The 25,340-nt window shown below is 68.5% G+C and carries 22 protein-coding genes and 6 pseudogenes; 16 read left to right on the top strand and 12 right to left on the bottom strand.

Features of this window, described 5'->3' with window-relative positions; all coding sequences use genetic code 11:
- Window positions 1–102 precede the first annotated feature (102 nt).
- From ACQEXA_RS54415 to ACQEXA_RS54395, 5 genes are read left to right on the top strand one after another with little or no spacing between them, the layout of a single operon-like run.
- On the top strand, window positions 103–3,756 hold the full coding sequence (locus ACQEXA_RS54415; RefSeq protein ID WP_433134806.1) for a nitrate reductase subunit alpha: 3,654 nt from the start codon (window positions 103–105) through the stop codon (window positions 3,754–3,756).
- Window positions 3,756–5,387 (top strand): nitrate reductase subunit beta, encoded by a 1,632-nt coding sequence (gene narH / locus ACQEXA_RS54410; RefSeq protein ID WP_433133828.1) that lies wholly within the window; start codon window positions 3,756–3,758, stop codon window positions 5,385–5,387. Before ACQEXA_RS54415 ends, narH begins: the two co-directional genes overlap by 1 nt.
- Window positions 5,388–5,437: 50 nt before the next feature.
- Window positions 5,438–6,103, top strand: coding sequence for a nitrate reductase molybdenum cofactor assembly chaperone (gene narJ, locus ACQEXA_RS54405; protein WP_433133826.1), 666 nt, complete (start codon window positions 5,438–5,440; stop codon window positions 6,101–6,103).
- Complete coding sequence (gene narI, locus ACQEXA_RS54400) at window positions 6,100–6,843, top strand: respiratory nitrate reductase subunit gamma (RefSeq protein WP_432921295.1); 744 nt, start codon at window positions 6,100–6,102, stop codon at window positions 6,841–6,843. Before narJ ends, narI begins: the two co-directional genes overlap by 4 nt.
- A gap of 25 nt (window positions 6,844–6,868) precedes the next feature.
- Window positions 6,869–7,201, top strand: coding sequence for a cupin domain-containing protein (locus ACQEXA_RS54395; protein ID WP_359410360.1), 333 nt, complete (start codon window positions 6,869–6,871; stop codon window positions 7,199–7,201).
- A gap of 212 nt (window positions 7,202–7,413) precedes the next feature.
- Here ACQEXA_RS54395 and ACQEXA_RS54390 read toward each other — a convergent pair whose 3' ends face one another.
- The 3 genes and pseudogenes from ACQEXA_RS54390 to fdxA all read right to left on the bottom strand — a co-directional run bounded on the left by ACQEXA_RS54390 (window position 7,414) and on the right by fdxA (window position 8,723).
- Window positions 7,414–7,842, bottom strand: coding sequence for a hypothetical protein (locus ACQEXA_RS54390; protein WP_433133824.1), 429 nt, complete (start codon window positions 7,840–7,842; stop codon window positions 7,414–7,416).
- A 231-nt stretch (window positions 7,843–8,073) separates the two neighbouring features.
- Entirely contained in the window at window positions 8,074–8,265 is a 192-nt protein-coding gene (locus ACQEXA_RS54385; protein WP_432921301.1) for a hypothetical protein, read from the bottom strand.
- A gap of 136 nt (window positions 8,266–8,401) precedes the next feature.
- A pseudogene (gene fdxA, locus ACQEXA_RS54380) lies at window positions 8,402–8,723 on the bottom strand (ferredoxin).
- A 508-nt stretch (window positions 8,724–9,231) separates the two neighbouring features.
- On the opposite strand from fdxA, the gene ACQEXA_RS54375 reads away from it, so the two are divergent.
- The 5 genes from ACQEXA_RS54375 to ACQEXA_RS54355 all read left to right on the top strand — a co-directional run bounded on the left by ACQEXA_RS54375 (window position 9,232) and on the right by ACQEXA_RS54355 (window position 11,722).
- Window positions 9,232–9,642 (top strand): DUF2249 domain-containing protein, encoded by a 411-nt coding sequence (locus ACQEXA_RS54375; protein ID WP_433133822.1) that lies wholly within the window; start codon window positions 9,232–9,234, stop codon window positions 9,640–9,642.
- Complete coding sequence (locus tag ACQEXA_RS54370) at window positions 9,599–10,300, top strand: DUF2249 domain-containing protein (protein ID WP_432921307.1); 702 nt, start codon at window positions 9,599–9,601, stop codon at window positions 10,298–10,300. Before ACQEXA_RS54375 ends, ACQEXA_RS54370 begins: the two co-directional genes overlap by 44 nt.
- The gene (locus ACQEXA_RS54365) at window positions 10,293–10,721 is read left to right on the top strand and encodes a cupin domain-containing protein (protein WP_433133820.1); all 429 of its coding nucleotides are present in this window, start codon (window positions 10,293–10,295) and stop codon (window positions 10,719–10,721) included. The genes ACQEXA_RS54370 and ACQEXA_RS54365 overlap by 8 nt, the downstream gene beginning before the upstream one ends.
- Before the next feature lie 29 nt (window positions 10,722–10,750).
- Complete coding sequence (locus tag ACQEXA_RS54360; protein WP_433133818.1) at window positions 10,751–10,930, top strand: DUF6104 family protein; 180 nt, start codon at window positions 10,751–10,753, stop codon at window positions 10,928–10,930.
- A gap of 87 nt (window positions 10,931–11,017) precedes the next feature.
- Window positions 11,018–11,722 carry a helix-turn-helix transcriptional regulator gene (locus ACQEXA_RS54355; protein ID WP_433133816.1) on the top strand — a complete coding sequence of 235 codons (705 nt, stop codon included), beginning with the start codon at window positions 11,018–11,020 and terminating at the stop codon, window positions 11,720–11,722.
- A 184-nt stretch (window positions 11,723–11,906) separates the two neighbouring features.
- Here ACQEXA_RS54355 and ACQEXA_RS54350 read toward each other — a convergent pair whose 3' ends face one another.
- The 5 genes and pseudogenes from ACQEXA_RS54350 to ACQEXA_RS54330 all read right to left on the bottom strand — a co-directional run.
- Window positions 11,907–12,941, bottom strand: coding sequence for an IS630 family transposase (locus tag ACQEXA_RS54350; RefSeq protein ID WP_432923211.1), 1,035 nt, complete (start codon window positions 12,939–12,941; stop codon window positions 11,907–11,909).
- A gap of 688 nt (window positions 12,942–13,629) precedes the next feature.
- The gene (locus ACQEXA_RS54345) at window positions 13,630–14,046 is read right to left on the bottom strand and encodes a hypothetical protein (RefSeq protein ID WP_433133814.1); all 417 of its coding nucleotides are present in this window, start codon (window positions 14,044–14,046) and stop codon (window positions 13,630–13,632) included.
- Window positions 14,043–14,585: pseudogene (locus tag ACQEXA_RS54340) on the bottom strand (transposase); the annotation flags it as partial. The gene ACQEXA_RS54345 and the pseudogene ACQEXA_RS54340, both read right to left, overlap by 4 nt.
- A 78-nt stretch (window positions 14,586–14,663) precedes the next feature.
- Window positions 14,664–16,007 (bottom strand): IS110 family transposase, encoded by a 1,344-nt coding sequence (locus ACQEXA_RS54335; protein ID WP_432921322.1) that lies wholly within the window; start codon window positions 16,005–16,007, stop codon window positions 14,664–14,666.
- 225 nt (window positions 16,008–16,232) lie between these two features.
- Window positions 16,233–16,544, bottom strand: a pseudogene (locus tag ACQEXA_RS54330) (transposase); the annotation flags it as partial.
- A gap of 186 nt (window positions 16,545–16,730) precedes the next feature.
- Between ACQEXA_RS54330 and ACQEXA_RS54325 the strand changes: the two are divergent.
- The 4 genes and pseudogenes from ACQEXA_RS54325 to ACQEXA_RS54310 all read left to right on the top strand — a co-directional run.
- On the top strand, window positions 16,731–17,783 hold the full coding sequence (locus ACQEXA_RS54325; protein ID WP_432921325.1) for a M4 family metallopeptidase: 1,053 nt from the start codon (window positions 16,731–16,733) through the stop codon (window positions 17,781–17,783).
- A 154-nt stretch (window positions 17,784–17,937) separates the two neighbouring features.
- Window positions 17,938–18,198: pseudogene (locus ACQEXA_RS54320) on the top strand (transposase); the annotation flags it as partial.
- A gap of 225 nt (window positions 18,199–18,423) precedes the next feature.
- On the top strand, window positions 18,424–19,767 hold the full coding sequence (locus ACQEXA_RS54315; RefSeq protein ID WP_432921322.1) for an IS110 family transposase: 1,344 nt from the start codon (window positions 18,424–18,426) through the stop codon (window positions 19,765–19,767).
- Window positions 19,768–19,845: 78 nt separating this feature from the next.
- Window positions 19,846–20,352, top strand: a pseudogene (locus ACQEXA_RS54310) (transposase); the annotation flags it as partial.
- A 62-nt stretch (window positions 20,353–20,414) separates the two neighbouring features.
- Here ACQEXA_RS54310 and ACQEXA_RS54305 read toward each other — a convergent pair.
- Window positions 20,415–20,651, bottom strand: a complete 237-nt coding sequence (locus ACQEXA_RS54305; RefSeq protein WP_432938763.1) for an integrase core domain-containing protein — start codon at window positions 20,649–20,651, stop codon at window positions 20,415–20,417.
- A 567-nt stretch (window positions 20,652–21,218) separates the two neighbouring features.
- Between ACQEXA_RS54305 and ACQEXA_RS54300 the strand changes: the two genes are divergently transcribed.
- Window positions 21,219–21,752 carry an NUDIX hydrolase gene (locus ACQEXA_RS54300; protein WP_433133812.1) on the top strand — a complete coding sequence of 178 codons (534 nt, stop codon included), beginning with the start codon at window positions 21,219–21,221 and terminating at the stop codon, window positions 21,750–21,752.
- A 13-nt stretch (window positions 21,753–21,765) separates the two neighbouring features.
- On the opposite strand, the pseudogene ACQEXA_RS54295 reads toward ACQEXA_RS54300, so the two are convergent.
- A pseudogene (locus ACQEXA_RS54295) lies at window positions 21,766–22,464 on the bottom strand (hypothetical protein); the annotation flags it as partial.
- A gap of 281 nt (window positions 22,465–22,745) precedes the next feature.
- Here ACQEXA_RS54295 and ACQEXA_RS54290 point away from each other — a divergent pair.
- The gene (locus ACQEXA_RS54290; protein ID WP_433133810.1) at window positions 22,746–22,877 is read left to right on the top strand and encodes a hypothetical protein; all 132 of its coding nucleotides are present in this window, start codon (window positions 22,746–22,748) and stop codon (window positions 22,875–22,877) included.
- A 633-nt stretch (window positions 22,878–23,510) separates the two neighbouring features.
- Here the strand turns inward: ACQEXA_RS54290 and ACQEXA_RS54285 are convergent.
- Together ACQEXA_RS54285 and ACQEXA_RS54280 are read right to left on the bottom strand one after the other, a co-directional pair.
- On the bottom strand, window positions 23,511–23,837 hold the full coding sequence (locus ACQEXA_RS54285) for a putative quinol monooxygenase (RefSeq protein WP_432921334.1): 327 nt from the start codon (window positions 23,835–23,837) through the stop codon (window positions 23,511–23,513).
- 33 nt (window positions 23,838–23,870) lie between these two features.
- Window positions 23,871–25,280: an Nramp family divalent metal transporter gene (locus tag ACQEXA_RS54280; RefSeq protein WP_433133808.1), complete on the bottom strand. Its 1,410-nt coding sequence runs from the start codon at window positions 25,278–25,280 to the stop codon at window positions 23,871–23,873.
- Window positions 25,281–25,340 lie beyond the last annotated feature (60 nt).

Raw genomic sequence — 25,340 nt, 5'->3', positions numbered from 1 at the left:
CGCGAGGCACCGGGGGATGCAGGTCGCGAGTAGGCAACGGCAGCATCCGAGGAGGCGAATGGTGTGAGCACTGACCGGGCCGACGCCGCGGCGGAACGGCTGATGCGTACGGCGCAGTACTTCTTCCCCGGAACCCAGTCACCCGACCGGCGGATGCTGTACCGCGAGGGCGGCCGGGCGGCGGAGGAGTTCTACCGGGAGCGGTGGCGCCACGATCGGGAAGTGCGCTCCACGCACGGCGTGAACTGCACCGGGTCGTGCTCCTGGCGGGTGTTCGTCAAGGACGGCCTGATCACCTGGGAGACGCAGGCGACCGACTACCCCTCGGTCGGCCCGGACTCCCCGGAGTACGAGCCGCGAGGCTGCCCGCGCGGCGCGTCGTTTTCCTGGTACACCTACTCGCCCACCCGCATCCGCTACCCGTACGTGCGCGGCCCGCTGCTTGAGCTGTGGCGGCAGGCGAAGGCGCGGCACGCGGATCCGGTCGAGGCGTGGGAGTGGCTGACCGCAGACCCGGAGCGGTGCGCCGCCTACAAGCGGGCCCGCGGCAAGGGCGGCTTCGTACGCTGCGACTGGCGCGAGGTCACCGAGTTGGTGGCGGCGGCGCAGGTGCACACCGCGAAACGGTACGGCCCCGACCGCATCGTGGGGTTCTCCCCGATTCCGGCGATGTCCATGGCGTCCTACGCGGCCGGGACGCGGTATCTATCGATGATCGGCGGCACGATCTCTTCCTTCTACGACTGGTACGCCGACCTGCCGATGGCCTCGCCGCAGGTGTTCGGCGACCAGACGGACGTACCGGAGTCCGGCGACTGGTGGAACGCCGGCTACCTGATCGTGTGGGGCACCAACCTGCCCATCACCCGCACCCCGGACGCCCACTTCATGACCGAGGCCCGCTACCGCGGGCAGAAGGTCGTGGTGGTCTCCCCGGACTACGGCGACCACACCAAATTCGCCGACGACTGGCTCGCGGCGACCCCGGGCACGGACGGCGCGCTGGCGATGGCCATGGGACACGTCATCCTGACCGAGTTCTACCGCGACCGGCAGGTGCCGTACTTCACCGAGTACGCCAAAACCTACACCGACCTGCCGTTCCTGGTGCGGCTGCGCGAGCGCGGAGACGCGTTTGTGCCGGACAAGTTCCTCACCGCCTCCGACCTGCCCGGCCGGGATGGCAAGGAGGAGGCGGCCGAGTTCAAGACGGTGCTGCTGGACGCCCGTACGGGAGAACCAGTGGTGCCGAACGGGTCGCTGGGCTTTCGCTGGACGTCCCAGGACGGTGGCCCCCGGTGGAACCTGAACCTGGAGAGTACGGATCCGCTGCTGTCCCTGCACGGCCGGCCAGACAGTGAGGCGGTGGCCGTCGACCTGCCGCGCTTCGACGCAGGGCCCAGCGAGTCCGGCGCAGTGCTGGGGCGCGGGGTGCCGACGCTGCGGGTCGGCGGACACCTGGTCACCACCGTCTTCGACCTGGTGCTCGCCCAGTACGGCGTGGCCCGCAAGGGCCTGCCCGGAACGTGGCCGGCCGGGTACGACGACGCGGACAGCCCCTACACCCCGGCCTGGCAGGAGGCGATCACCTCCGTGCCGGCCAAGGCGGCCGCCCGCATTGCCAGAGAGTTCGCCCGCAACGCCGAACGCACCGGCGGCCGTTCGATGATCGCGATGGGAGCGGGGACCAACCACTGGTTCCACTCCGACCAGATCTACCGCGCGTTCCTGTCGCTGGTGATGCTCACCGGCAGCCAGGGAGTGAACGGCGGCGGCTGGGCGCACTACGTCGGCCAGGAGAAGGTGCGCCCGCTGACCGGCTGGTTCCATCTCGCGTTCGGCCTGGACTGGCAGCGGCCCACCCGGCACATGGTGGGCACCCCGCTGTTCTGGCTGGCCACCGACCAGTGGCGCTACGAGGCGTTCCCCGCCGACACGCTGACCAGCCCGCTCGGGCAGGGCCGGTTGGCGGGACGTAGCCTGCCGGACTGCAACGCGCTGGCCGCACGGCTGGGCTGGATGCCCTCCCACCCCGCCTTCAACCGCAACCCCCTCGACGTGTGCGACGAGGCCGAACGGGCCGGTAAGGAGGTACCGGAGTATGTCGTAGAGGAGTTGAACGCCGGCCGGCTGCGGTTCGCCGCCGAGGACCCCGACGACCCGGCCAACTTCCCCCGCGTGCTGCTCATCTGGCGGGCGAATCTTTTCGCCTCGTCCATGAAGGGCCACGAGTACATGCTGCGGCACCTGCTCGGTACCGACGACGCGGTGACTGCCGCCGAGACCCCGCTGGAGCTGCGTCCCAAGGACGTCACCTGGCGCGAGCAGGCCCCGGTCGGCAAGCTCGACCTGTCGGTGGCCGTCGACTTCCGCATGACCAGCACCTGCCTGTTCTCCGACGTGGTGCTGCCGGCTGCAACTTGGTACGAGAAATACGACCTGTCCTCCACCGACATGCACCCCTTCGTGCACGCCTTCAACCCGGCCATTGCACCGCCCTGGCAGACCCGCACCGACTTCGACATCTTCCACACCGTCGCGGCCGAGTTCTCCCGCCTGGCCGCCACCCATCTCGGCATGCGACGGGACGTGATCGCCGCCCCGCTCGCCCACGACACGGCAGACGAAATGGCGCAGCCACACGGGCGGGTACGCGACTGGAAGGCCGGCGAATGCGAGCCAGTACCGGGCCAGACGATGCCGAAATTGATCGTGGTCGAGCGCGACTACACGGCAGTGGCCGAGAAGATGGCCGCCATCGGCCCGCTGCTGGACCGTCTCGGCACCACCACCAAGGGCCTGACCTGGAAGCCCGACGAGGAGATCGACTACCTGTGCCGCCGCAACGGCACCGTGCGCGGCGGCATCGCCACTGGGCGTCCCTCGATCGCCCGAGACGACCAGTTCTGCGAGGCGATCCTCACCCTGTCCGGCACCACCAACGGCCGTTTGGCCGTGCAGTCGCTGCGCGCGCTGGAGGAGCGCACCGGCGTGGACCTGGCCGACCTGGCCGAGGAACGCTCCGGCGACCGCATCACCTTCGAGGACACCCGGACTCAGCCCCGCGCGGTGATCACCTCGGCGGAGTGGTCCGGCACCGAGTCCGACGGCCGCCGCTACTCCCCGTTCACCGTCAACGTCGAACGCCTCAAACCCTGGCACACCCTCACCGGTCGCCAGCACTTCTTCCTCGACCACGACTGGATGGCCGAGTTCGGCGAACAACTGCCCGTCTACCGGCCGCCGCTGAACATGATGGCCCGCTTCGGCGACCCGACCCGCTCACCGGACGGCCACCCGGAACTCGTGGTGCGCTACCTGACCCCGCATTCGAAGTGGTCCATCCACTCCGAGTACCAGGAGAACCTGCACATGCTCACCCTCTTCCGCGGCGGCCCGGTGATCTGGATGAGCCCGAAGGACGCTGAGAAGATCGGGGTGGCCGACAACGACTGGATCGAGGCGTACAACCGCAACGGGGTGGTGGCCTGCCGGGCGGTGGTCACCCACCGAATGCCCGAGGGCACGGTGTACATGTACCACACCATGGACCGGCACCTGAACGTGCCGAAGACGGAGACCTCCGGGCTGCACGGCGGCGGTGACAACTCCCTGACGAGGCTGCTGATCAAGCCGACTCATCTGATCGGCGGCTACGCACAGTTCTCCTACGGCTTCAACTACATCGGCCCCACGGGCAACCAACGGGACGAGGTCACGGTCGTCCGGCGGCGCAGCCAGGAGGTGCAGTTCTGATGCGCGTGATGGCTCAGGTCGCCATGGTGATGAACCTCGACAAGTGCATCGGCTGCCACACCTGCTCGGTCACCTGCAAGCAGACCTGGACGAACCGGCCGGGATCGGAGTACGTCTGGTTCAACAACGTCGAGACCAAGCCCGGCGCCGGATACCCGCGCCGCTACGAGGACCAGGAGAAGTGGAAGGGCGGCTGGACCCTGAACCGCCGGGGCAAGCTGAAGCTGAAGGCCGGCGGCCGGGTCCGCAAGCTGCTCAGCATCTTCTACAACCCCGACCTGCCCTCACTCGAGGACTTCTACGAACCGTGGACATACGACTACCAGAGCCTGACCACCGCGCCGCTGTCCGACAGCTTCACCAGCGCCCGCCCCAAGTCCCAGCTCACCGGCCGGGACATGCGTCCGGTGCATGGACCGAACTGGGACGACGACCTCGCCGGAGCCGCCGAGTACGCAGACGCCGACCCGAACCTCAAGGGACTGTCGGAGCGGGTGCGGATGGAGTTCGAGCACGCGTTCATGTTCTACCTGCCACGGATCTGCGAGCACTGCCTCCACCCCTCCTGCGTCGCGTCCTGCCCGTCCGGGGCGATGTACAAGCGGGAGGAGGACGGCATCGTCCTGGTCGACCAGGACCGCTGCCGCGGCTGGCGGTTCTGCGTGTCGGGGTGCCCGTATAAGAAGGTCTACTTCAACCACCGCACCGGCAAGGCCGAGAAGTGCACCTTCTGCTACCCGCGCATCGAGGCCGGGCAGCCCACCATCTGCTCCGAGACCTGCGTGGGTCGGCTGCGCCACCTCGGCGTCATGCTGTACGACGCCGACGCCGTCCTGAAGGCCGCCTCGGTCAAGGACGACAAGGACCTGTACGAGGCCCAGCTGTCGGTCTTCCTCGACCCCAACGACCCCGAGGTGCAGGCGGCGGCAGAGCGTGACGGCATCGCCCACGACTGGGTCCAGGCCGCCCGGCGTTCCCCTGTGTACGCGCTGATCAAGAAGCATCGGGTGGCGCTGCCGTTGCACCCGGAGTACCGCACGATGCCCATGGTCTGGTACGTGCCGCCGCTGTCCCCGGTCACGGACGCGGTGCATGCCACCGGCTACCACGAAGACGACCCCGACCGGGTGTTCGCCGCCATCGACGCCCTGCGCATCCCCATGGAGTACCTGGCCAACCTCTTCACCGCCGGGGAGACCAGCGTGGTGGAGGGCGTGCTGCGCAAACTGACCGCGATGCGCGCCCACATGCGCTCCCAGCAGCTCGGCGACCCGCCCGACCAGGACCTGCTCTGCCAGGTCGACAGCAGCGCCGACGACATCGAGGACCTGTACCGGTTGCTGGCCATCGCCAAGTACGACGACCGCTACGTCATCCCCCGGGTGCACGCCGAGGGCTCCGGCGCCCTGATGGCCCAGCACTGCTCCCTGGACTACCCCGGTGGGGTGGCCGATCTCGCCGCCCACGAGGAGGATCAGTTGGCCGCCGCTCCGCCACCCCTGCCGGGCCTGGCCCCATCGAGCGGCGGCAGCCAGTTCCGCGACGGCGACGGGAAGGTGCGCTTCAACCTCCTGGGCTGGAACGGCACCGGCCCCGCTCCCGGCCTCTTCGGCGACGGGGGCAACCGGTGATCCGCCGCCGCGCCCGCCGTCCGGCGGCCGATACGCCATTGGTGCACCGCATGGCCTCTATCCTCCTGCGCTACCCGGACGAGACGATGCTCGCCTGCCTGGACGACATCACCGCGGTCCTGCCCGCCGTCGACGATCCGGCTGACCGCGCCCGGTTCGCCACCGCCCGCGACCACCTGCGGCGCCTGGCCCCCACCGAGGCCGCCCAGCAGTATGTGGACACCTTCGACCACACCCGCCGCCGCGGCCTGCACCTGACGTACTACCGGCACGGCGACACCCGCGCCCGCGGCATGGCCCTGCTCGCCCTCAAACACACCTACCGACAGGCCGGCCATGAACCGCCCGAGGCGGAGCTGCCCGACTTCCTGCCGCTGGTCCTGGAGTTCGCCGCCCTCGCCCCCGAGCCCGGCCACCGCATCCTGCTGCAGTGTCGGCCAGGACTCGAACTCCTCCGGCAGGCACTCCACGAGCACTCCACCCCGTACGCCGGCGTGCTCGACACGCTCTGCAGCCGGCTGCCCGAACCGGCCCGCCATGAGCGCGACGCCTGGCACCGGCTGGCCATCGAAGGGCCCCCGGGTGAACAGGTCGGTCTGGAGCCCTTCGGCCCACCAAAGCAGACCGGACTGGAGCCGTTCGCCCCGCACGGACACCCGACAGCATCCGCAGATCCGACGCCAGAAGCGTTCTTGAGCGCAAAGGAGGGCCGGTGAGTTCCTGGGACCTGTGGTGGTGGGTCATCCTGCCCTACCTCGCCCTTGTCACCTTCGTCGTCGGCCACGTCTGGCGCTGGCGCTATGACCAGTTCGGCTGGACCAGCCGCTCCACCCAGCTGCAGGAGCGCCGCCTGCTGAAATGGGGCGGGCCGCTCTTCCACTACGGCACCTTCGCCGCCATCGCCGGCCACGTCATGGGCATCCTCATCCCCGAGTCCTTCACCCGGTGGCTCGGCATCCCCGAGGACACCTATCGCTGGTTCTCCTCCATCGGCGGTACCGTCGCGGCGCTCGCCGTCGTCTTCGGCGTGGTGATCCTCGCCTTCCGCCGCACCACCGTGCCCAAGGTCCGTGCCACCACCAGCCCCGTCGACTGGGTGGCCCTCATCCTGCTCGCCATCGTCATCGTGCTCGGCATCATCCCGACCATGGGCGTCAACCTCCTCGGTGCCGGCTACGACTACCGCCAGAGCGTGGCACTGTGGTTCCGCGGCCTGTTCGCCGGCAACCCCGACGTCGACGCGATCTCGCACGCCCCGCTGATCTACCAGGTCCATGCCACCGCCGCCTGGGCCATCCTCACCGTGTGGCCCTTCACCCGGCTCGTCCACGCCTGGAGCGTCCCGCTGTGGTACCTGTGGCGTCCTTTCGTCCTCTACCGCTCCCGCACCGCGGCCCACCCCACAGAGCCCGGCACCAGTGGACGCCGCTGGCGCCGCATCGGCGTCCGCTACTGACAAGAGAAACGGCACACCCATCCCCATGCAAAAGCTCTCCCTCGACGCCCGCGTCCGCGAACACCTGGAACGGGCCGCCGCATCCTCCACCGGCCGCAGCGCCGAAACCGTCTACGGCGGCCACGAACACACCCTGCGTCAGACACTGATCGCCCTGCGCGCCGGCACCACCCTGGCCGAACACGAAAACCCCGGCGAGGCCACCGTCCTCGTCCTGCGCGGCCGGGTGCGGCTGCACAGCGGCGACGAGGCATGGGAAGGCATGGCCGGAGACCTGCTCCTCGTACCACTCGCCCGCCACAGCCTGGAGGCCCTCGAAGACGCCGCCGCCCTGCTGACCGTCGCCAAGACCGCCTGACCTCGGCGTCTCCTGGTGGGCCGGCTCCGGGAACCGGGCCTCGCCTCCGGATTGGTTGCCGAAGGTGAGCGGAGGCGTCGGCTACGGCTCGGGCCAGCGGGTCAAGCTCTCCGGTGAAGGCCGAGGTTGGAGTGCGCTGGCCGCTGCGTGACCTTGCCCGTTCCGCGCGGCCAGCCCTCCCCGTACTGCCTGTAGAGGCCCGGCCAGGCGGATTACCGTGCCAGCAGGCTGATCCCCAGCACGGTCAGGGCGATGACCTTGGCGATCTCGAAGGCCACGTAGTACACGTGCCCGTGGGAGCGGGGCAGGTCCTCCCCGGCGAGAACCCGGTCCGACCTGCGGTTCAACCGAGGGCGGACCACCCCCAACTGCACGGCGAGCAGCACCGCCGTGACGACGGTGAGCACCACGACGCCCGCCGGAGAGCCGCCGACGGCCACCGCCGCGACGACGACGGCTGCCAGGACGGACTCGACGAGGTTCAGTGCCCGGAAGACCATGCGGCCGATGCCCAGTCCGATGGAGATGGTCACCCCGGGGGCGCGAAACTTCAGCGGCGCCTCCAGGAAGGAGATCGCCAGGACCATTCCGAGCCAGAGGAAGGTGACCGCGCCCGCGGTCGCGGCCGACGTGGTGTTCATCGATGCGTTGCCTCTCTGCCGTGCCCAAGGACGACTGTCGGGTGTGTCGGATCAAGCCGGCGGCCAGGACGCGAGCCGGCCCGCGAACTCCGGTGGCGAGGCCACGACCATCAGCGAGGCCGGCTGGTCACCGAGGTTGGCCAGGCTGACGCGCTCGCCGATGGCGATGTGGGCGGCGGCCGTACCTGCCGTCAGCGTCCGGGTCTGGCCGTTGTGGTGCAGTTCGACGGATCAGGCCAGCGGAATGAGCACGATCTGCGAGGCGCCGTGGTCGTGTTCGGGCATGGTGGCACCCGCGGGCAGTTCCACGTGGAGGACGGCAACCTGGTCGGAGGTTTCCGCAGTGGTGAGCAGGGCCGCGGTCGGGCCGCCTGGCACGGGTGCGCGGCGGCGGGGGGACGTGGCGATCTCGGCGATGTGCATGACGTTCCTTCCTCGGTATACGGATAATGCGGCGTGGGGGAATCAGACCGGGCTGGGCGGTCACGGGCGCTTCGGCAGGTCAGGCTGGTGCCGGGCTCCGCGAACGGCCCAGCGCCCGTGATGGCTTCCGGCGCCCTCACTCCCCCTGTGGCGGAAGGGCAGCGATGAGCAGGTGGTCACGCCTCGATCAGTCCCAGCTTGGCCGCACCGCCGGGCGACTCGAGCGCGTCGAATAACTCCACGTTCGCCCGGGTGTACTCCCGCCACTCGGCCGGTACGTCCTCCTCGTAGAAGATCGCCTCGACCGGGCAGACCGGCTCGCACGCCCCGCAGTCCACGCACTCGTCCGGGTGGATGTAAAGCGACCGCTGTCCCTCGTAGATTCAGTCCACCGGGCATTCCTCAACGCACGCCTTGTCCTTCACATCGACGCACGGCTGCGCGATCACGTAGGTCATCGGCGCACCTCCTCCCCTCGGTAGAGGTTTTTCAGCACCAAGTTTCTACGAATAATACATATAATAATTAATGTATCCGTTCGGGGTGTGACAGGAGAAGGGCCAGAACCATGACGCTGACGTCCGAGGTGTTCATCCAGGCCACCGAGACCGACCCGGCCATCCAGACGCGGGCTGTGTGATCCGCACCGCCAGCAGCGGCTGCTCGCCGGCCTGCGGCCGAAGGCCACACTGCTGACCGACCTGAAACTGGGCACCGATGCCCGCGAGGCCGCCCTGGCGACCCTGACCGACTTCTGCACCGGCCCGGTACGCCGCCACCTGAACGCCACCGACCAGGCCCTGTACGCCCCCGCTGCAGACTCTCCGGAAACCCGCCTGCTCATCCGGGGCCCTGCGTACTGCCGCGACCGCACTGGACCAGGAGATCGACGCTCTCACCCGCACCGATGACGCGCACCGCGCGAAGGTCATCGCCCAGAGCATTGAGGCGCGCCTGACCACCCACGTGGCGGTGGAGCAGGCCGTGCTCCTGCCCGCCCTCGCCGCCCTGTTCGGCGGCCATCTCACCACCCTGGCCACAGACTTCAGGGCCCTCCTCGACGGCGGTCGCCTCGACCGGCCCGCCGTCCTGGACGTCACCGGCATCCCCCACGGCCGGCGTCACCCTCATGTTTTCGCCCGCTGGGCACGCCTGATCCCCGGTGAAGCCTTCACCCTCGTCAACGACCGCGACCCCGAACCCCTGCGCCATGAGTTTCGAAGCCTTGGGGACGCTCCTCGGCAACACGGACGTCTTCAGAATTTTTACGAAGTAACATGTAATAATTGTGGCGGTATTCGCAGTACCCCAGCCGGACGAAAGAGGATCACGCATGCCACCCGCAGCAGAGGTGTTCATCCAGGCAACCGACACTGACCCGGACGTCCAGGCCCAGCGCGTTGTCCAGGAAACCCACCGGCAACTGCTGGAACGACTGGCCGCGCTCACCGAGCCCCACGAGGAACTCACCACCGCGTCCACCGAACAACTCCGCCGCCTCCTGACGGCCACCGAGCAAACGCTGTACGCCGCCGCGTCCGGCGCCGCCGAAACACGGCTGCTGATCCGGGCACTGCGCACCGCGGCCAGCACGATCGACCGGCACGCCGACTCCCTGACCGCTGCAACGGACAGCTCTGAACGCGCCGGAGCAGCCCGCACCCTCGCGGGCATGCTCAGCGTCCATCTCGGCATGGAGCGCGCCGTGCTGCTGCCCGCCCTGCGGGCGCTGCCGGGAGTCGACCTGTCCGCGCTCGTCGGCGACTTCACCACGGTCCTGGCAGGCGACCGACTGGAAGACCCGGCGGTCGTCGACGTCCGCGGGATCCCGCACGGCCAACGCCACCCGCGCATCTTCACCCGCTTCGCCCGCCTCGCGGACAGGGAGTCCTTCGTCCTGGTCAACAACCACGACCCCAAGCCACTGCGCCATGAATTCGAGGCCACCCACCTCGGCCGCTTCACCTGGGAGTACGTCGAGTCGGGGCCCGAGCAGTGGCAGATCCGCATCACCCGGGTGGACGGCGATGCCTGAGCCGCGGACCGGCGGGCAGCCGGAGGAGGCGACCGTGGCACGCATGCTGTGCAACGTCCAGGCCCTCACCGGCAGACTCCCCGAACCCGCCGGCGTCCTGTGGAAACTGGCCGAATCCGGCCGCCAGCTCGATGCCAACCTGATCCGGCTGCCCGCCGGGGAACACATCGGCACCCACTCCGAGCCCGACCTGGACGTCCTGCTCCTCATCGTCACCGGCGACGGCGTGATGAACACCCCCGAAGGAGAACTGCCCCTGACCGAAGGAGCACTCCTGTGGCTGCCACACGGCTCGACACGCAGCCTCACCGCAGGGCCTGGCGGCCTGGTCTACGTGACGGTGCACCGCCGCCGCCCCGGCATGCAGATCCGTCGCCGCTCCGATCCGACCCCGCTGACGGCACAGCCTCACAGTCCATGACACCAGCACGGCACACGGGAGAGTGAGCGATGCACCTCACCGACCAGGCGATCGAGGAACTCCAGGAACGCCGGGGCAAGGAAACCGTGAGCATGGCCTGGCTCGCCGACCGGCTGCAGTACTTCGCCGACCTGAACCCGGAGTTCGAGATCCCCATCGACCGGCTCTCAACCTGGCTTGCCCGGCTCGACGACCCCGACGACGAATGACGGCTAACGAATGACGAAGCCAGTAACGGGACGCGGGAAACAATTTTTCACTCGTTTCTACGACGCACAGTGGGTAAAATTGGTGAAATGAGTGAGCAGACGTTGCATGATCCAGCCGGCCCTCCCGCCGTGGGCGAGAGCCGGGCCCATGTACTCGACGTACTGCGCGCCACGCCCGAAGCAGTGGGCGTACGGGAAATCGCCGAGCATACGGGCCTGCACTCCAACACGGCCCGGTTCCACCTCGACACGCTGGTCAAGAAGGGGCTCGCCGAGCGCAGTACCGAGGGACGCGGCCGGCCTGGCCGGCCCCGCACCGTCTACCGCGCCGCCGCCTCCCGCGTACCGGCAGGCCGCCGCAGCTACCAGCTGCTCGCCCAGATGCTCACCGGCCTCGTCACCGAAGCACTGCCGCAACCCGCGCAGGCCGCCGTCAACGCCGGAGAGGCATGGGGCCACTACCTCGCCGACACCCCCTCTCCCGCCCAGCGCATCGACACCGACGACGCCATCCGGCGGCTGACCCAAGTGCTCACGGACGTCGGCTTCGCCCCCGGCCCCGCCGAGAACCGGCCAGACCCGGTCATCCCACTGCGCCACTGCCCGTTTAGGGAAGTCGCCGAGGAGCACCGCGACGTGGTGTGCTCCCTGCACCTGGGCCTCATGCGAGGCGCCCTGAAAGAAGTACGCGCCACCCTGGGCGTCGAGCGGCTGGAGCCCTTCGTCGAGCCCTCGCTCTGCTTGGCCCACCTCACACCCACGGAACAGCACGGGGTAGACCGCACCGCCTGAGCACGCACGACGACGCTGACGACTTACCTCCGTCACCTCGTCATCTTCCCGGCAACGGTCAGCGTGCGGACAACCTCACCGCTGGGCTCAGGCTAGGGCATGGCAGGTGCCTGCGGCCCCGAGGGAGGAAATGGGTGGACGCACCACCATGCAAGTGGATAAGTTCCGTCTGGCCATGCGTCGTCTAAGCGGCTTGCCTGAAGTTCTGCGCGTAACTCTTCGGCAGCCAGGGCGAGGCCCAGGGTGCGGCGGTGGTCAGCATCTGGGTGGGTGAGCGCTGCCGGAAGAAGGCGTGGACCTGGCGCAGGCGGCCCGGCCAGGTGACGGCGGTGTTGGCAATGTGGGCCTTCAGCGCGGCCCAGATGCGCTCGACCGGGTTGTCGTGCGGGCTGTAGCGGGCGCCGAACAGCAGGCGCAGGCGGGGCTGGTCGGCCAGGTAGGCGGTCACCGCCTTCGCGTGATGAATGCTGTCGTTGTCGCAGACCACCGCGACGACCGGGGCGGCGGGGTAGGCGGCCAGCAGTAGCTGGAGGAAGGCGACGAAGGCGGCGGCATTGCGGCGGCCCAGGGTGTAGACCCAGGCGCCGGTGGCCACTTCCAGGGCCCCGAAGACGGTGGCCTGCCGGTTCTTGCCTGGGGTGGCCACCTGCTGCCGCGTCCCGCGCAGGATCCAGCTCGCCCGCACGTGCGGCAGTAGGTGCAGGTGGGTCTCGTCCTCGGCCCAGACCACCGACCCGTGGGGCAGGGCGGCGAGTTGGCGGCGCAGGGCGGCGAGGGTGCGCCTGCGCTCGGGGTCACCCCTGGCCACCAGGCGGGGCCGCCGCCAGGCCGCCTGTTCGCGAGTGTGCCGGTACACGGTGCGCAGGCTCATCTTCGGCCGGCCCAGGCGGCGCCAGATCCGGCGGATGGTCCACGGCCCGGGGCGGGTCAGCAGGCGGCGGATGCGCTCGCCCAGCCTCGGCCCGCCGAGCCGGGGCCGCCCCGCGCGGGGGCGATCGGCCAGGCCCGCCAGGCCGGCGGTGTTGTAGCGATGGATCCAGCGGCGCACCGTGGCCGGGTGGTAGCCGAGCAGCTCGCCGATCTCTCCTGCGGTCATGCCGGCCGCGGACAGCAGCACGATCACCGCGCGGGAGGCCTCTCGCCACCGGTGATGCAGCAGGTGATACAGGTGCTGGTACGCCGGACCGGGGCGGTTGGCGAACACGGATGCCGGACGCATACTGGCCTTGACCTCGCCGGTTTTGTCGTAGTTTGGTCAACCTCGATACAACACCCGGCGAGGTCTTCTCGTCATCGAGGCCATCGCGCCAGGCCGCCGCTGCCGCTCCAGATTCCGCGCAGAACTTCAGGTCATCCGCTTAGCGGCCTAAAACGAGCTCGTGCACAGTAAGCGGTGAGACGTCGAGGTCTCGATCGTTGATCATGGTTGTGTGGTGGAGAAAGCGTCTCGTGCAGCGATCGGCGCATGACGTGGATGCATTCGACCCCAAGGGCGCCGAGACGCTGGGTCAGGGCGGCCGCTTCGTTGGATCTGGTGGCGCGTCTGATCCGCTCCCCTCACGTGGACCACGCGCCCACTCGAGGGGCCCCAACCCTGACCGACGGGGCCCCTCGAGGACCGCGCGACCGTAGACAGCGTGTCCGCCGGGTCCCGGTTCGTTGCCTTTGGCAGCGACCGCGACGAGCCGGAGGAGTGATTCCCCTCGTTCGAGGCAGGCGAGGGCGTCACGCTGCCCCGGCAAGGGGCTTGAGGAGTGCGGCTCAGGCTGAATCCCACACCAAGATCATTCTTGCCCGATTACGCAAGCCTCTCGGATCAGCTTTGAGAGCGCGGTTCGTGAAGCTACGTCCGTTTCATCGGGTGTCCTGGGTTGAGCTTGATGGTCACGATGCCGGACGGGTGCGGGTTAGGGCCTGACCGGGTGGAACTCTCCCGGGGTTGACTCTTCGAGGATGCCCCGTTTGACCAGGCGTTTCAGCTTGGAGCGCATGCCCTCGATGCGTTTCGGCTCCATGCCGGTGTCCAGCGCCTCGCACAGGTCCCTGGCGCGCAGGGGACGGTCGGCGGTGGAGAAGGCGTCGAGGATGCGCTGGTAGTCCGGGTGGTCGGGCAGGGCGGGAGGTTCGTGGGCTGGTGACTGAGGGTCGTCTTCGTCGGGCAGCGCGAGGACGGTCTTGCGGCTGATGCGCAGGTTCTCCAGCTCCTGCTCTGCCTCGCGCAGCTGGGCCGACAGCTCCGTGATCTGCTCGCGCAGCTGCTCGGCCCGGGCGGCGGCCTGTTGTTCGCAGGTGGCGAGCTTGTCGAGCAGGGGCTTGAGGTTCACGCGCCTACCACCTGCGGATCGCGCCACGGGGGCGGGGTGTGACGGCGGGTCAGCCGCCGGGACATCACGTCGATCATCGCCCAGTGCACGCGGGAGGCGGAGGAGGACGGGAGGTGCTCGTAGTCCCGCACCAGCCGACGGAAGAACATCAAGATCCCGTAGGTCTGCTCCACGATCCACCGCTTGGCCTGCGGCACGAAGCCGTGCTGGTCGGGGTTGCGCTCGACGATCTCCACCTCGATGCCGAGGGCGGCGCCGTGCTCGACCACCGCGGTCTTGAAGCCCTGGTCCACCAGCGCCGTCTTGACGGTGTCCGTGGCCTTGGCGACGGCGTCCAGCAGCGCAATGCCGGCGGTGTTCTCGTGCGCGGAGGCGGCGAGGACCACCACGGCGATGACCAGGCCGGTCACGTCCACGTCCAGCACCCGCTTGCGTCCCGGGACCTTCTTAGCGGCATCCCGGCCGGTCGTGGCAGCGGGAACGCCGACCGCCGCGTGCACGCTCTGCGTGTCCAGCACCACCAGGCTGGGGCCCTGAACGGAAAATCGATCCCCAGCTGGGCAGGCGGCAGCATCCGTTCCGCGGAGCGGAACGGATGTCCTGGACGAGTGGGAAGTTCAGCTTGCGGGGGCGAGGCTGACGGTGTGGCCGAGGGCCTGGAGCTGGCGGACGAGTTCGCGTGTCTTGCGGGCCGGATTGAGGTGACGCTGGTGCCAGTCGGCGCCGAGGTCCTGGTAGCGGGCGTCAGGGTCGTTGATCAGGTGCCAGGCGATGACCAGGATGGACCGGGCGACGGCGACGAGGGCCTTGGAGTGGCCGCGGCGTTTGACGATGCGCCGGTAGCGTGCGCCGAGGAAGGTGTCGGTGCGGGCGGCCGCGCTGGCGGCCTCGCCCAGCGCCCCTTTGAGCCAGGGGTTGCCCTTTCCGGTCGGGCCCGCGGTGTTCTTCGTCCCGGACTGGGTGGTGCGGGGGCACAGTTTCGCCCACGAGACCAGGTGTTCGGGGGTGGGGAAGCGGCTCATGTCCGCGCCGATCTCCGCGAGGATGATCTGTGCGGCGGTGGGACCGACCCCCGGGATCGCGTCCAGCCGCTCGACGAGGTCTTGTGCAGTCCTGCTGGCGGCCGGCGCGGTGTCCTCGGCGTCAGGCGGGCTGGTTCCCGTGTCGTCGGACGGGGCGGTGATCTCTTCCAGGGCCAGGGCAATCAGCCGGTCGAGCTCACGGATCTGCGCGGTGAGGTGGTCGATGCTGTCCAGCAGGACGTGCAGCAGGCGGCCGTGGTGCTCGTCGAACTGCCCGGTCAGGGCCTCGATCAGCGCCGGCTTCTTCGCGGCCAGGCTGGCCCGGGCGAGGTCCGCCAGCGTCCGGGGGCTGCGTTCACCGGCGACGAGTGCGTCGAGCATGGCCCGACTCGATACGCCGAAGAGATCCGAGACCACACTGGACAGTTTGATCTGCGCATCCTGAAGAATCTTGTCCACCCGGTGCTTGTGCCGGGTGCGTTCCTGGACGAACACGGTCCGGGTGCGGGTGAGATCCCGCAGCTGCCGGACGGACTTCGGAGGGACGAACGAGGCCCGGACCATGCCCCGTTCGGCGAGCTTGGCCAGCCAGACCGCGTCCAGCTTGTCAGTCTTGGGCCGACCGGGGACGTTCTTCACATCCCGCGCGTTGACCAGCCAGCACTCCAGCCCCCGCGCCTCCAAGAGGTAGAAGAAGGGCCGCCAGTAAGGGCCCGTCGACTCCATGACCACGCGTTGGATGCCCTGGCAGATCAGCTTGTCGCCGAGTTCCAGGATCACGTTGGTGGTCGCGGCAACGTTCCAGACCTCCTGGACCCGCCGACCCTCGATGGTGTCGTGCGGCACCCGCAGGCACACCATCCCCGACGCCTTGGCGATATCGATCGCCGCGACCCGGGCCACCGTTCCGTCGTCTTGCTCCTCCGCCAGTTCCCCCATCGTGTGCCTCCCCTTGTGCCTGGTGCGGACGGGGCTGCCCGGGGTGCCTCAAGGGGAAACGGAGAACCTGAACGGCGTGCTCGAGACGACAATGCGCGGCCCCTCGGACGGCTCCCTCACCAGACTCTAATGCGGGCTCAACAGCTCATGGACCTGCGGCGTCGGCGGACAGCCCCAGTACCGATTTTCACGCCGGCGAGGCGTCATCGACAGATGAACGGACAACTCTAATCGGCCGTTTCGCTCGCGCAGTTGGCAGCGCAGCAGCTCGTGGATGGTCTCGGTGGTGCCGTCCTCGCGCCACAGGCCGTAGTAGTACAGCACGGCGCTCTTGGGCGGCAGGTCGTGCGGCAGGTAGTGCCACTGGCAGCCGGTACGGCCCTGGTAAAGGATCGTGTTGACGATCTCCCGCATCTCGTAGCGGCCCTCATGACCACTGACCGAGGGATGCGCGGCCTTCCACGCCTTGATCACCGGCTCGACCAGCGCCCAGCGGGCGTCGGATAAGTCGCTCGGGTACGGCTTGCGCTCACTCATGGCGCTACCCCAGCACCCTCAACCCCGCCGATCGGCCGCTTGTCCCCAAACACACCCGTCCGAGCGATACCAAGAGCCTCAAACTCCCTCAAGCTGCCTCAAACCGCACTCTGAGATCTTCCGCCCGTGGCAAGGGACGACTTACGTTGTCGTAGCCGATCCCTGAGCGCTGACTTGGAGGCATCAATGGCCACGAAGAGCTTGAAGACCACCGCCGTCCTGACCTCAGCTGCTGCACTGACACTGGCGACGTTGAGCGCGCCGGTCGCGGACGCGAAGCAGCCGCCCGTCGGGACGACGACGGCGAAGGCTCTGGTGTTCATTCCGAACCCCGTGCAATCCAGCGGCGACGAGTCGCTCACCGACCAGCACGACTCCGCGACCGCGGTCCCGCGGGGCGACTACTACGAGGTCACGCTGACCGACCTGGACGGTTCCGGCTATCTGCAGGGCACCTGGGCGAACGTGCGCAGTAACACCGGGCCGGCGGCGTACAGCACGGACGGCACCTATTTCTACAACCGGAGCGACGATCGGTTCGAGCAGGTCATGTCGTACTTCTGGGGGACCGAGACGCAGAAGTACCTGCAGTCGCTCGGGTTCGGCAGTGCGCTGCCTGCCGTCAATGCCGAGAGCCAGGACTACAAGGTCGATCAGTACGGCGGGGACAACTCGTTCGAGATCGAGAAGCGGGACACCATCACCCTGGGCAAGGGTGGTGTTGACGACGCCGAGGACGGCGAGGTGATCGTGCACGAGACCGGGCACGCGATTCAGGCCGCCCAGGTCCCGGGCTTCGGGTCGAACCTGGAGTCCGGCTCGATCGGTGAGGCGTTCGGCGACTACTTCTCAGTGACCGTCGGCGACTGGGTGGCGAAGAAGTACGGCGTCCCCGTGAAGGAGCCGTTGGCGTGCGTGATGGACTGGGACTCCACGTCGTACACCTCGACGGTGCCGCACTGCCTGCGCCGGCTGGACGCGGGCAAGCACTACCCGGAGGACCTCGTCGGCGAGGTGCACGCGGACGGTGAGATCTGGTCGCAGGCCCTGTTCCAGATCCGCACGGCCCTCGGCCCGACGGTCGCCGACCGGATCATCGTCAACGCCCAGTTCGGCTTCGCCCCGGACACCAGTTTCGCGGCGGCGGCCCGCCAAACGGTCGCAACCGCCCAGTCGATGTACGGCAACCGCCAGGCCCGCGTAGTCCAGCAAGCCTTCACCGACCGCGGCCTCCTCTGAGAGGGCGGTTCGTGAGTCTTTGAGTGGATTTGCTGTCGCCTGATGGTGTGGCGGCGGGGCGGAATCTACCGGTCCGCAGTAGTTGATCTGGTGATGCGACCGGGTGAGTGAACGCAAGCCGTATCCCAGCGACTTATCGGACTAGCAGTGGTCGTTGATCGAGCCGGTGATCACCGCGTGGAAGAACCGGCACCGCTCGGTCAGCGGTCATCAGGGCGCCTACGACATCCGGGAGATCGTGAACGCGATCCTCTACCAGGGGCGGACCGGCTGCCAGTGGGCCTATCTCCCGCACGACCTGCCGCAGAAGAGCGCGACCTACTACTACTTCGCCGCCTGGCGGGACGACGGAACCGACCAAGTCATCCATGAACTCCCGCGCTGCCAGGTCCGCGAACGCGCCCGCCGATTAGAGTTGTCCGTTCATCTGTCGATGACGCCTCGCCGGCGTGAAAATCGGTACTGGGGCTGTCCGCCGACGCCGCAGGTCCATGAGCTGTTGAGCCCGCATTAGAGTCTGGTGAGGGAGCCGTCCGAGGGGCCGCGCATTGTCGTCTCGAGCACGCCGTTCAGGTTCTCCGTTTCCCCTTGAGGCACCCCGGGCAGCCCCGTCCGCACCAGGCACAAGGGGAGGCACACGATGGGGGAACTGGCGGAGGAGCAAGACGACGGAACGGTGGCCCGGGTCGCGGCGATCGATATCGCCAAGGCGTCGGGGATGGTGTGCCTGCGGGTGCCGCACGACACCATCGAGGGTCGGCGGGTCCAGGAGGTCTGGAACGTTGCCGCGACCACCAACGTGATCCTGGAACTCGGCGACAAGCTGATCTGCCAGGGCATCCAACGCGTGGTCATGGAGTCGACGGGCCCTTACTGGCGGCCCTTCTTCTACCTCTTGGAGGCGCGGGGGCTGGAGTGCTGGCTGGTCAACGCGCGGGATGTGAAGAACGTCCCCGGTCGGCCCAAGACTGACAAGCTGGACGCGGTCTGGCTGGCCAAGCTCGCCGAACGGGGCATGGTCCGGGCCTCGTTCGTCCCTCCGAAGTCCGTCCGGCAGCTGCGGGATCTCACCCGCACCCGGACCGTGTTCGTCCAGGAACGCACCCGGCACAAGCACCGGGTGGACAAGATTCTTCAGGATGCGCAGATCAAACTGTCCAGTGTGGTCTCGGATCTCTTCGGCGTATCGAGTCGGGCCATGCTCGACGCACTCGTCGCCGGTGAACGCAGCCCCCGGACGCTGGCGGACCTCGCCCGGGCCAGCCTGGCCGCGAAGAAGCCGGCGCTGATCGAGGCCCTGACCGGGCAGTTCGACGAGCACCACGGCCGCCTGCTGCACGTCCTGCTGGACAGCATCGACCACCTCACCGCGCAGATCCGTGAGCTCGACCGGCTGATTGCCCTGGCCCTGGAAGAGATCACCGCCCCGTCCGACGACACGGGAACCAGCCCGCCTGACGCCGAGGACACCGCGCCGGCCGCCAGCAGGACTGCACAAGACCTCGTCGAGCGGCTGGACGCGATCCCGGGGGTCGGTCCCACCGCCGCACAGATCATCCTCGCGGAGATCGGCGCGGACATGAGCCGCTTCCCCACCCCCGAACACCTGGTCTCGTGGGCGAAACTGTGCCCCCGCACCACCCAGTCCGGGACGAAGAACACCGCGGGCCCGACCGGAAAGGGCAACCCCTGGCTCAAAGGGGCGCTGGGCGAGGCCGCCAGCGCGGCCGCCCGCACCGACACCTTCCTCGGCGCACGCTACCGGCGCATCGTCAAACGCCGCGGCCACTCCAAGGCCCTCGTCGCCGTCGCCCGGTCCATCCTGGTCATCGCCTGGCACCTGATCAACGACCCTGACGCCCGCTACCAGGACCTCGGCGCCGACTGGCACCAGCGTCACCTCAATCCGGCCCGCAAGACACGCGAACTCGTCCGCCAGCTCCAGGCCCTCGGCCACACCGTCAGCCTCGCCCCCGCAAGCTGAACTTCCCACTCGTCCAGGACATCCGTTCCGCTCCGCGGAACGGATGCTGCCGCCTGCCCAGCTGGGGATCGATTTTCCGTTCAGGACCCGACCCTGGTGGTCCTGGACACCCAGGGTGTCCACATGGCCGCTGGGGTCCCCGCCACCACGAGTGGCCACGATCCGGCCAAGCGGGTGCCGGGCCGCAAGCGCGGACTGGCCGTGGACGTCCTCGGCCTGGTCATCGCAGTCGTCGTCCTCGCCGCGAACACCCACGACAACGCCGCGGGCAGCATCCTGCTGGACCAGGTTGCCGAGCACGCCGGCGGAACCGTCCGCAAAGCCCTGGTCGACCAGGGCTTCAAGAACCAGGTCGTCATGCAGGAGGCCGGCCTGGGGATTGACGTCGAGATCGTCGAACGCAACCCGCAGAACAAGGGGTTCGTACCGCAGCCGAAGCGGTGGAGGGTCGAGCAGACCTACGGGATCCTGATACTGCACCGGCGCCTGGTCCGCGACTACGAGTACCGCCCCTCCGCCTCCCGCGTCTACTGGGCGATGACCCACGTCATGACCCGACGCCTCACCGGCGCGAACGCCCCCTGAAGGGTTCCAAAAGTCCCGCACGGGCGCTGAACTGCACGTTCACCGGCCTGCCGTGATGTTCGTCAGGAGGCATTGCGGTACTCGTGGATCAGTCCGTCGAGGACGTCGCGGCGGGGGATCCGTTGCGCGGGGAAGGGGACAACGTCCGGGTCGTCGCCGGGCGCGCGAAGCTGCAGGGCCCGGTGCGGCCTCCCGGTGTTGTAGTGCTCCGCGTACTCGGCGAGGACGCGCCGCGCGTGCTGCTCGTTGGAGATCAGCAACCGGTCGGTGCACTCGGCCCGCGCCCTGCCCTCCTGCAGTTCGCTTTCCTTCCGCCCCGGCGCGTCGCTGTGCGGCGCTCAGCGTGGGGAACGACGAGCGGGGGCCGACGAGCCGGAAGGGTCCTCCTGCCAGGTCGGCAACCAGGACTCCCGACTGCCCGTTGCACAGCCAGTGCACCTCGACCCGCCATGTGACGTCTTCTGGCGTACTGAGCATCGAGTGGAGGATGAAACGCTCGGGGTCAAGATGCGAAACCCTGTACGGGACATCAGGTACGCCGGCGGCCGGTCTCGGCAAGGGCGTCGGGTCGCCGAGGTTCACCTCGAACGTGCGTAACCTCTGCGATGCCATGGGTCCCGGCGCGCGTGGTGGAGCGATCGAGCCGATGCCGGGAGAAGCAGACCGTGATTCCACTCCCACGCGGAGCTCACGGAGGATCACGGCACGGTCGGCGGTTGCCTCGTGCTTCGGCGAGGGCACTCGGGTTTGTGACGGTGACTGTATTGTCGTAGCGCAGCAGGCTTCGGCCCGAGATCTTTCTCGTTGAACCCAGGTCGCTGTTCGCTCTGAGATGCTGGGATCAGTAGGCGAAAGGGACCGCGTTCATGCAGTGGAAGACCCATGGCGAACGCCAGATCTACACGAACCAGTGGGTCAACTTGTGCCTGGTGGACGTCCAGCAGCCGGACGGCCGTCGCTGGGAGCACCACGTGGTGCGTCTGCGGCACCTCGCCGTGGCTGCTGTGGTCAACGATCGCCGTGAAGTGCTGATGATGTGGCGGCATCGCTTCATCACAGACGCGTGGGCGCGGGAGCTGCCGATGGGGCTGATCGAGGACGGGGAGAGCCCAGAACAGGCCGCAGCCCGGGAGGTTCTCGAAGAGACAGGCTGGCGTCCAGGGCCGCTCAAGCCGCTGATCTACGCCGAGCCGGCCAACGGGATCACGGACTCGCAGCATCACATCTTCCGCGCCGATGGGGCAACATACGTCGGCGAGCCGACGGAGAAGAATGAATCGGACCGGGTTGAGTGGATCCCTCTGGCTGACGTGCGTGGCATGATCGACCGCCGTGAGATCGTGAGCAGCGGGTCACTTGTCGGGCTGTTGTATGTGCTCATGGATGAGGCGATCCGCTGAAGTGCCGTTCGCCTCACACCGTGAGCAGTTCCCGTAGGCGAGCCTCGAACACGGCAGCTGCAGGTTCGCGTCTGTGCGGCTCCAACTGGTCGTAGAACTCCCTGAGATGGCCCGTCACCCGCTGGGATGCAACTGCTGAAGCCTTTTCCACGGCTTGCGTGGCGGTGCGGCAGGCCTGGTCCAGCTTCCCTTGCTGAAGCTGGGTACGAGCCAGCCAGAACGCATGGAATGCGTGGCCCCGCTGGTTGATGCTGTTCTCCCTGCGTAGAGCATCGGCGATCAGCGGCTCGGCCGTGGCTGCCTCGCCCAGGCGTCCGTGCGCGATGCCCGTGTCCACAATCAGTTTGGGCTCGTCGAAGTAGGCCACCCAGGGCGGATCGGAGTCGCTCGGCTGGATGCGCTCGAACTGGCGGTGTGCCTCGGTGATCGCCGCATGCGTCGCGGTCCGGTTGCCAAGAGTGGCTTGGGCGAACGCTTCCCGCATGGCCAACATCGACCGTACGCGTGGGGTGGTTCCAGGCGCTGCGTGCGCCTCGTCCTGGGCAGCGCTGACGTAGGCGAGCGCGTCTGCGGGTTTGTCCTGGTAGGTGGCTTGGAGGCTCATGCATGCCAGGACGTTGGCCATGAACTGCCGGTCGTTGATCTGTTTGGCCAGCTGCAGGGCCTCACCGAAGTACGAACGGGCCTGGCTGTACTGGCGGGCGTCGAAGTAGCGGCCGCTTGAAGTCGCGTGCTGGTTTCAGCGATGCGAGCGCGGAGTCCATCCTGGCTCAGCAAGGCAGCTACCTCCGCGTCCGGGGACGCCGCTCCGGATTGTGATCCGCGCTCGGTGAGGTTCCCAGGGTGCGGTCGATCCGCGTGGCGGTTCCTCTGCGGGAGGGGTGGGCGAGCCGCGGCAACCTGGACGGGGGCTGCTGCTGTCTGCACCGGTCGCTGATCTGTCGTGGGAGGCGTTGCAGGCGATGCGCTTGCGGCCAGGACATCTTGCACCTGGTGTGGTTGGAACAGCGGCTGCAAGGCTCCGTCCGCGGCCTGCATGAGCAAGCCGCGCGCCTGGAGGTCGTCGACGAGGGCCTGGCCCTCCTCCCCGGGAACGCCGAGGGCTTGAGTGAAGTACTCGGGTGAAGCCAGTCCGACGGCGGCGGCGGTCGCCGCCCGGTGCAACGCGTCCGCTGACGCGGTCGGCCGGCGCCCGCGGCCGACAGTTGCGGCTGTCTCCGGCTCCACTGCGGGTGTGCTGCTGGCCACCATGTTCGTGATGCGGGCGTGCATCGCCTCCACGGTGACACGGGGCGAGGCAAGGGCTGTGACGAGCGCCTGGTTGTGGGCAGCGCTGAATGCGGGCCCGTGGATGAAGCGGGCCGTTCGGGCCAGCAGGTCGACCGCCTCATAGACCTCGAAGATCGACGGTTCGTCGACGATCTCCCGCATCACCGTGTGTGCGAGGCCGGTGGATGCCCAATCGATCGCCCATGAGGCAGCGTCCTGCAGACGCCCGATGCGCTGGTTCTCCTCAGGGCTGCCCACGGGGGCAGCCTCGTCCGCGGCCGCGAGTTGTGCAGCGGCGGCGATGTTCTGGATCGATTCCCACTGGGGGTACTCGGCGAGCACGACCGCCTGCTCGTGGAGCTGTCCCAGCAGGGTGCGTAGTTCAGGGGGCAGGCCCAGGACACCCCGCTGCTCGGCCAGCAGACCCGGCAGCCGACCATCAAGGTCGAGGATTCGGACGGCGGCCGCGGAGAGCGCTGTTCGGCACGGTCACTTCCGCGGCGTGACCTCCGCCATCCGTGACCACCCCTGCCCCTTCGTCTCGACGTTGATGATGTCGGGCATCTTTGCCACCACGTCCGGCATCCAGGCCATCGCCGTCTTGAAGTGGTCGGAGTTGACGTGTTCGACGCCCGCATCCTGGGAGGCGAACGCCTCCAGGAGGACGAAACGGTTGAGGTCGGCGATGTCGACGGACCACTCGAAAAAGAGGTTGCCGGGCTCGTCGCGGGTGGCGTCGGTGAAGTCGGCCACGCGATCGAGCCACTGGTCACGGTACTCGGGGCGGATGGTGAAACGTACGGCAATGAATATCATTCGAGGCTCCTCGGGACACGTACGAAGGGGCCCTCAGCCCGCGAACACGCTTGCCAGCAGAGCCACGTTGAGTGCCACCACCACCACGCTGACCGCCCAGGCGCAATATGTGGTCACGCGCCGGTTGACCCAGCGGCCCATGACGTCGGCATCGCGGGTGAGCAGGACGAGGGGGATGAGGGCGAAGGGAATGCCGAAGGAGAGGATGATCTGGCTGAGGACCAGGCTCTCCGTCGGGTCGGCCCCGGCCGCGAGGACCACGATCGCGGGTGTCATGGTGAGCAGCCTGCGCAACAGCACCGGGATGCGACGCCCGAGGAAGCCGCCCATCACCACCTCACCCGCGTACATGCCCACGCTGGTCCCCGCCAGGCCCGAGACGAGCAGGGCCAGCGCGAAGGCGAGGGCCACGGCGGGACCGACGAGCCGCCCGTACGCGTCGTGCGCCGCTCCGAGCGAGTCGGCGGCCTCGGGGGTGCCGGGGTAGAACAGAGTCGCCGCCGACACCAGCAGTGCCACGTTCACGGCACCCGCCAGGACCATCGCCACCAGCACGTCAGTACGTATGTGCCGCAGAAGCCGGTGCCGCAGTGGCCTGTCGGGGTCGTCCACGGGGCCCTGGGCGGGGCCGACGGCCCCAGGGAGGAGAGAGAGGTTGTAGCGGTCGCTGGTGAGCGCCGAGTGCAGATAGATGACGTGCGGCATGACCGTGGCGCCGACGATCCCGCCCGCCAGCACCAGGCTCTCGGTGCCGGACAGCCCCGGTAGCAGTCCGTCGGCGACGGTGGCCAACGGGGCGCCAGCGCCGATGACTTGGCCGAGGAACAGACCGAGGAGGGAGGTCAGCCCCACCGCCATCAACACTTCGAACCGGCGCCGGCCGCGACCGCGCATCGGCATCATCAACAGCGAGACCGCGCCGACGACCACGCCGCCGAGCCACAGGGGCAGCCCGAACAGAAGGTACAGTGCGATGGCCCCGCCGACGACCTCCGCGAGGTCGGTCATCACGACGACCGCCTCCGCCTGCACCCACAGTCCCCACACCACCGGCCTGCGGTACCGGGCCCGGCACAACTCCGGCAGGCTCTTGCCGGTGGCGACACCAAGTTTGGCTGAGAGGTACTGCACCAGCATCGCCACGACGTTGGCGGTGAGCAGCACCCACAGCAGCAGCGGCCCGAAGGTGGCACCCGCCTGGACGTTGGTGGCGAAGTTACCCGGGTCGACATACGCGATGGCGGCGACGAACGCCGGGCCGAGCAGGGTGTACGAGAGGCCGGAACGAAGACGGGGCCGCCGTTCGCCGGGAGTGCGGCCGGACTCGCCGGACAAGCCCTCCCCCAGGGTGGATTCGAGCGGAATGGGATCGAGTTGCCCGGACCGGGCCGGGGCGGGTTCGGCCGTCATGACGTCGCTGCTCTCCTTGTCGGGTACGGACATGGGTCTCCGCGGGCGTGGGATGGCGGCGGACATGGTGGCGGAGCGGGCGATGCGCTCGCC

The organism is Streptomyces sp. CA-106110 (assembly GCF_050936285.1).
Classification (GTDB): domain Bacteria; phylum Actinomycetota; class Actinomycetes; order Streptomycetales; family Streptomycetaceae; genus Streptomyces.
Note: the sequence above shows the minus strand (reverse complement) of the source record. Positions and strands in the feature narration are given on the sequence as shown.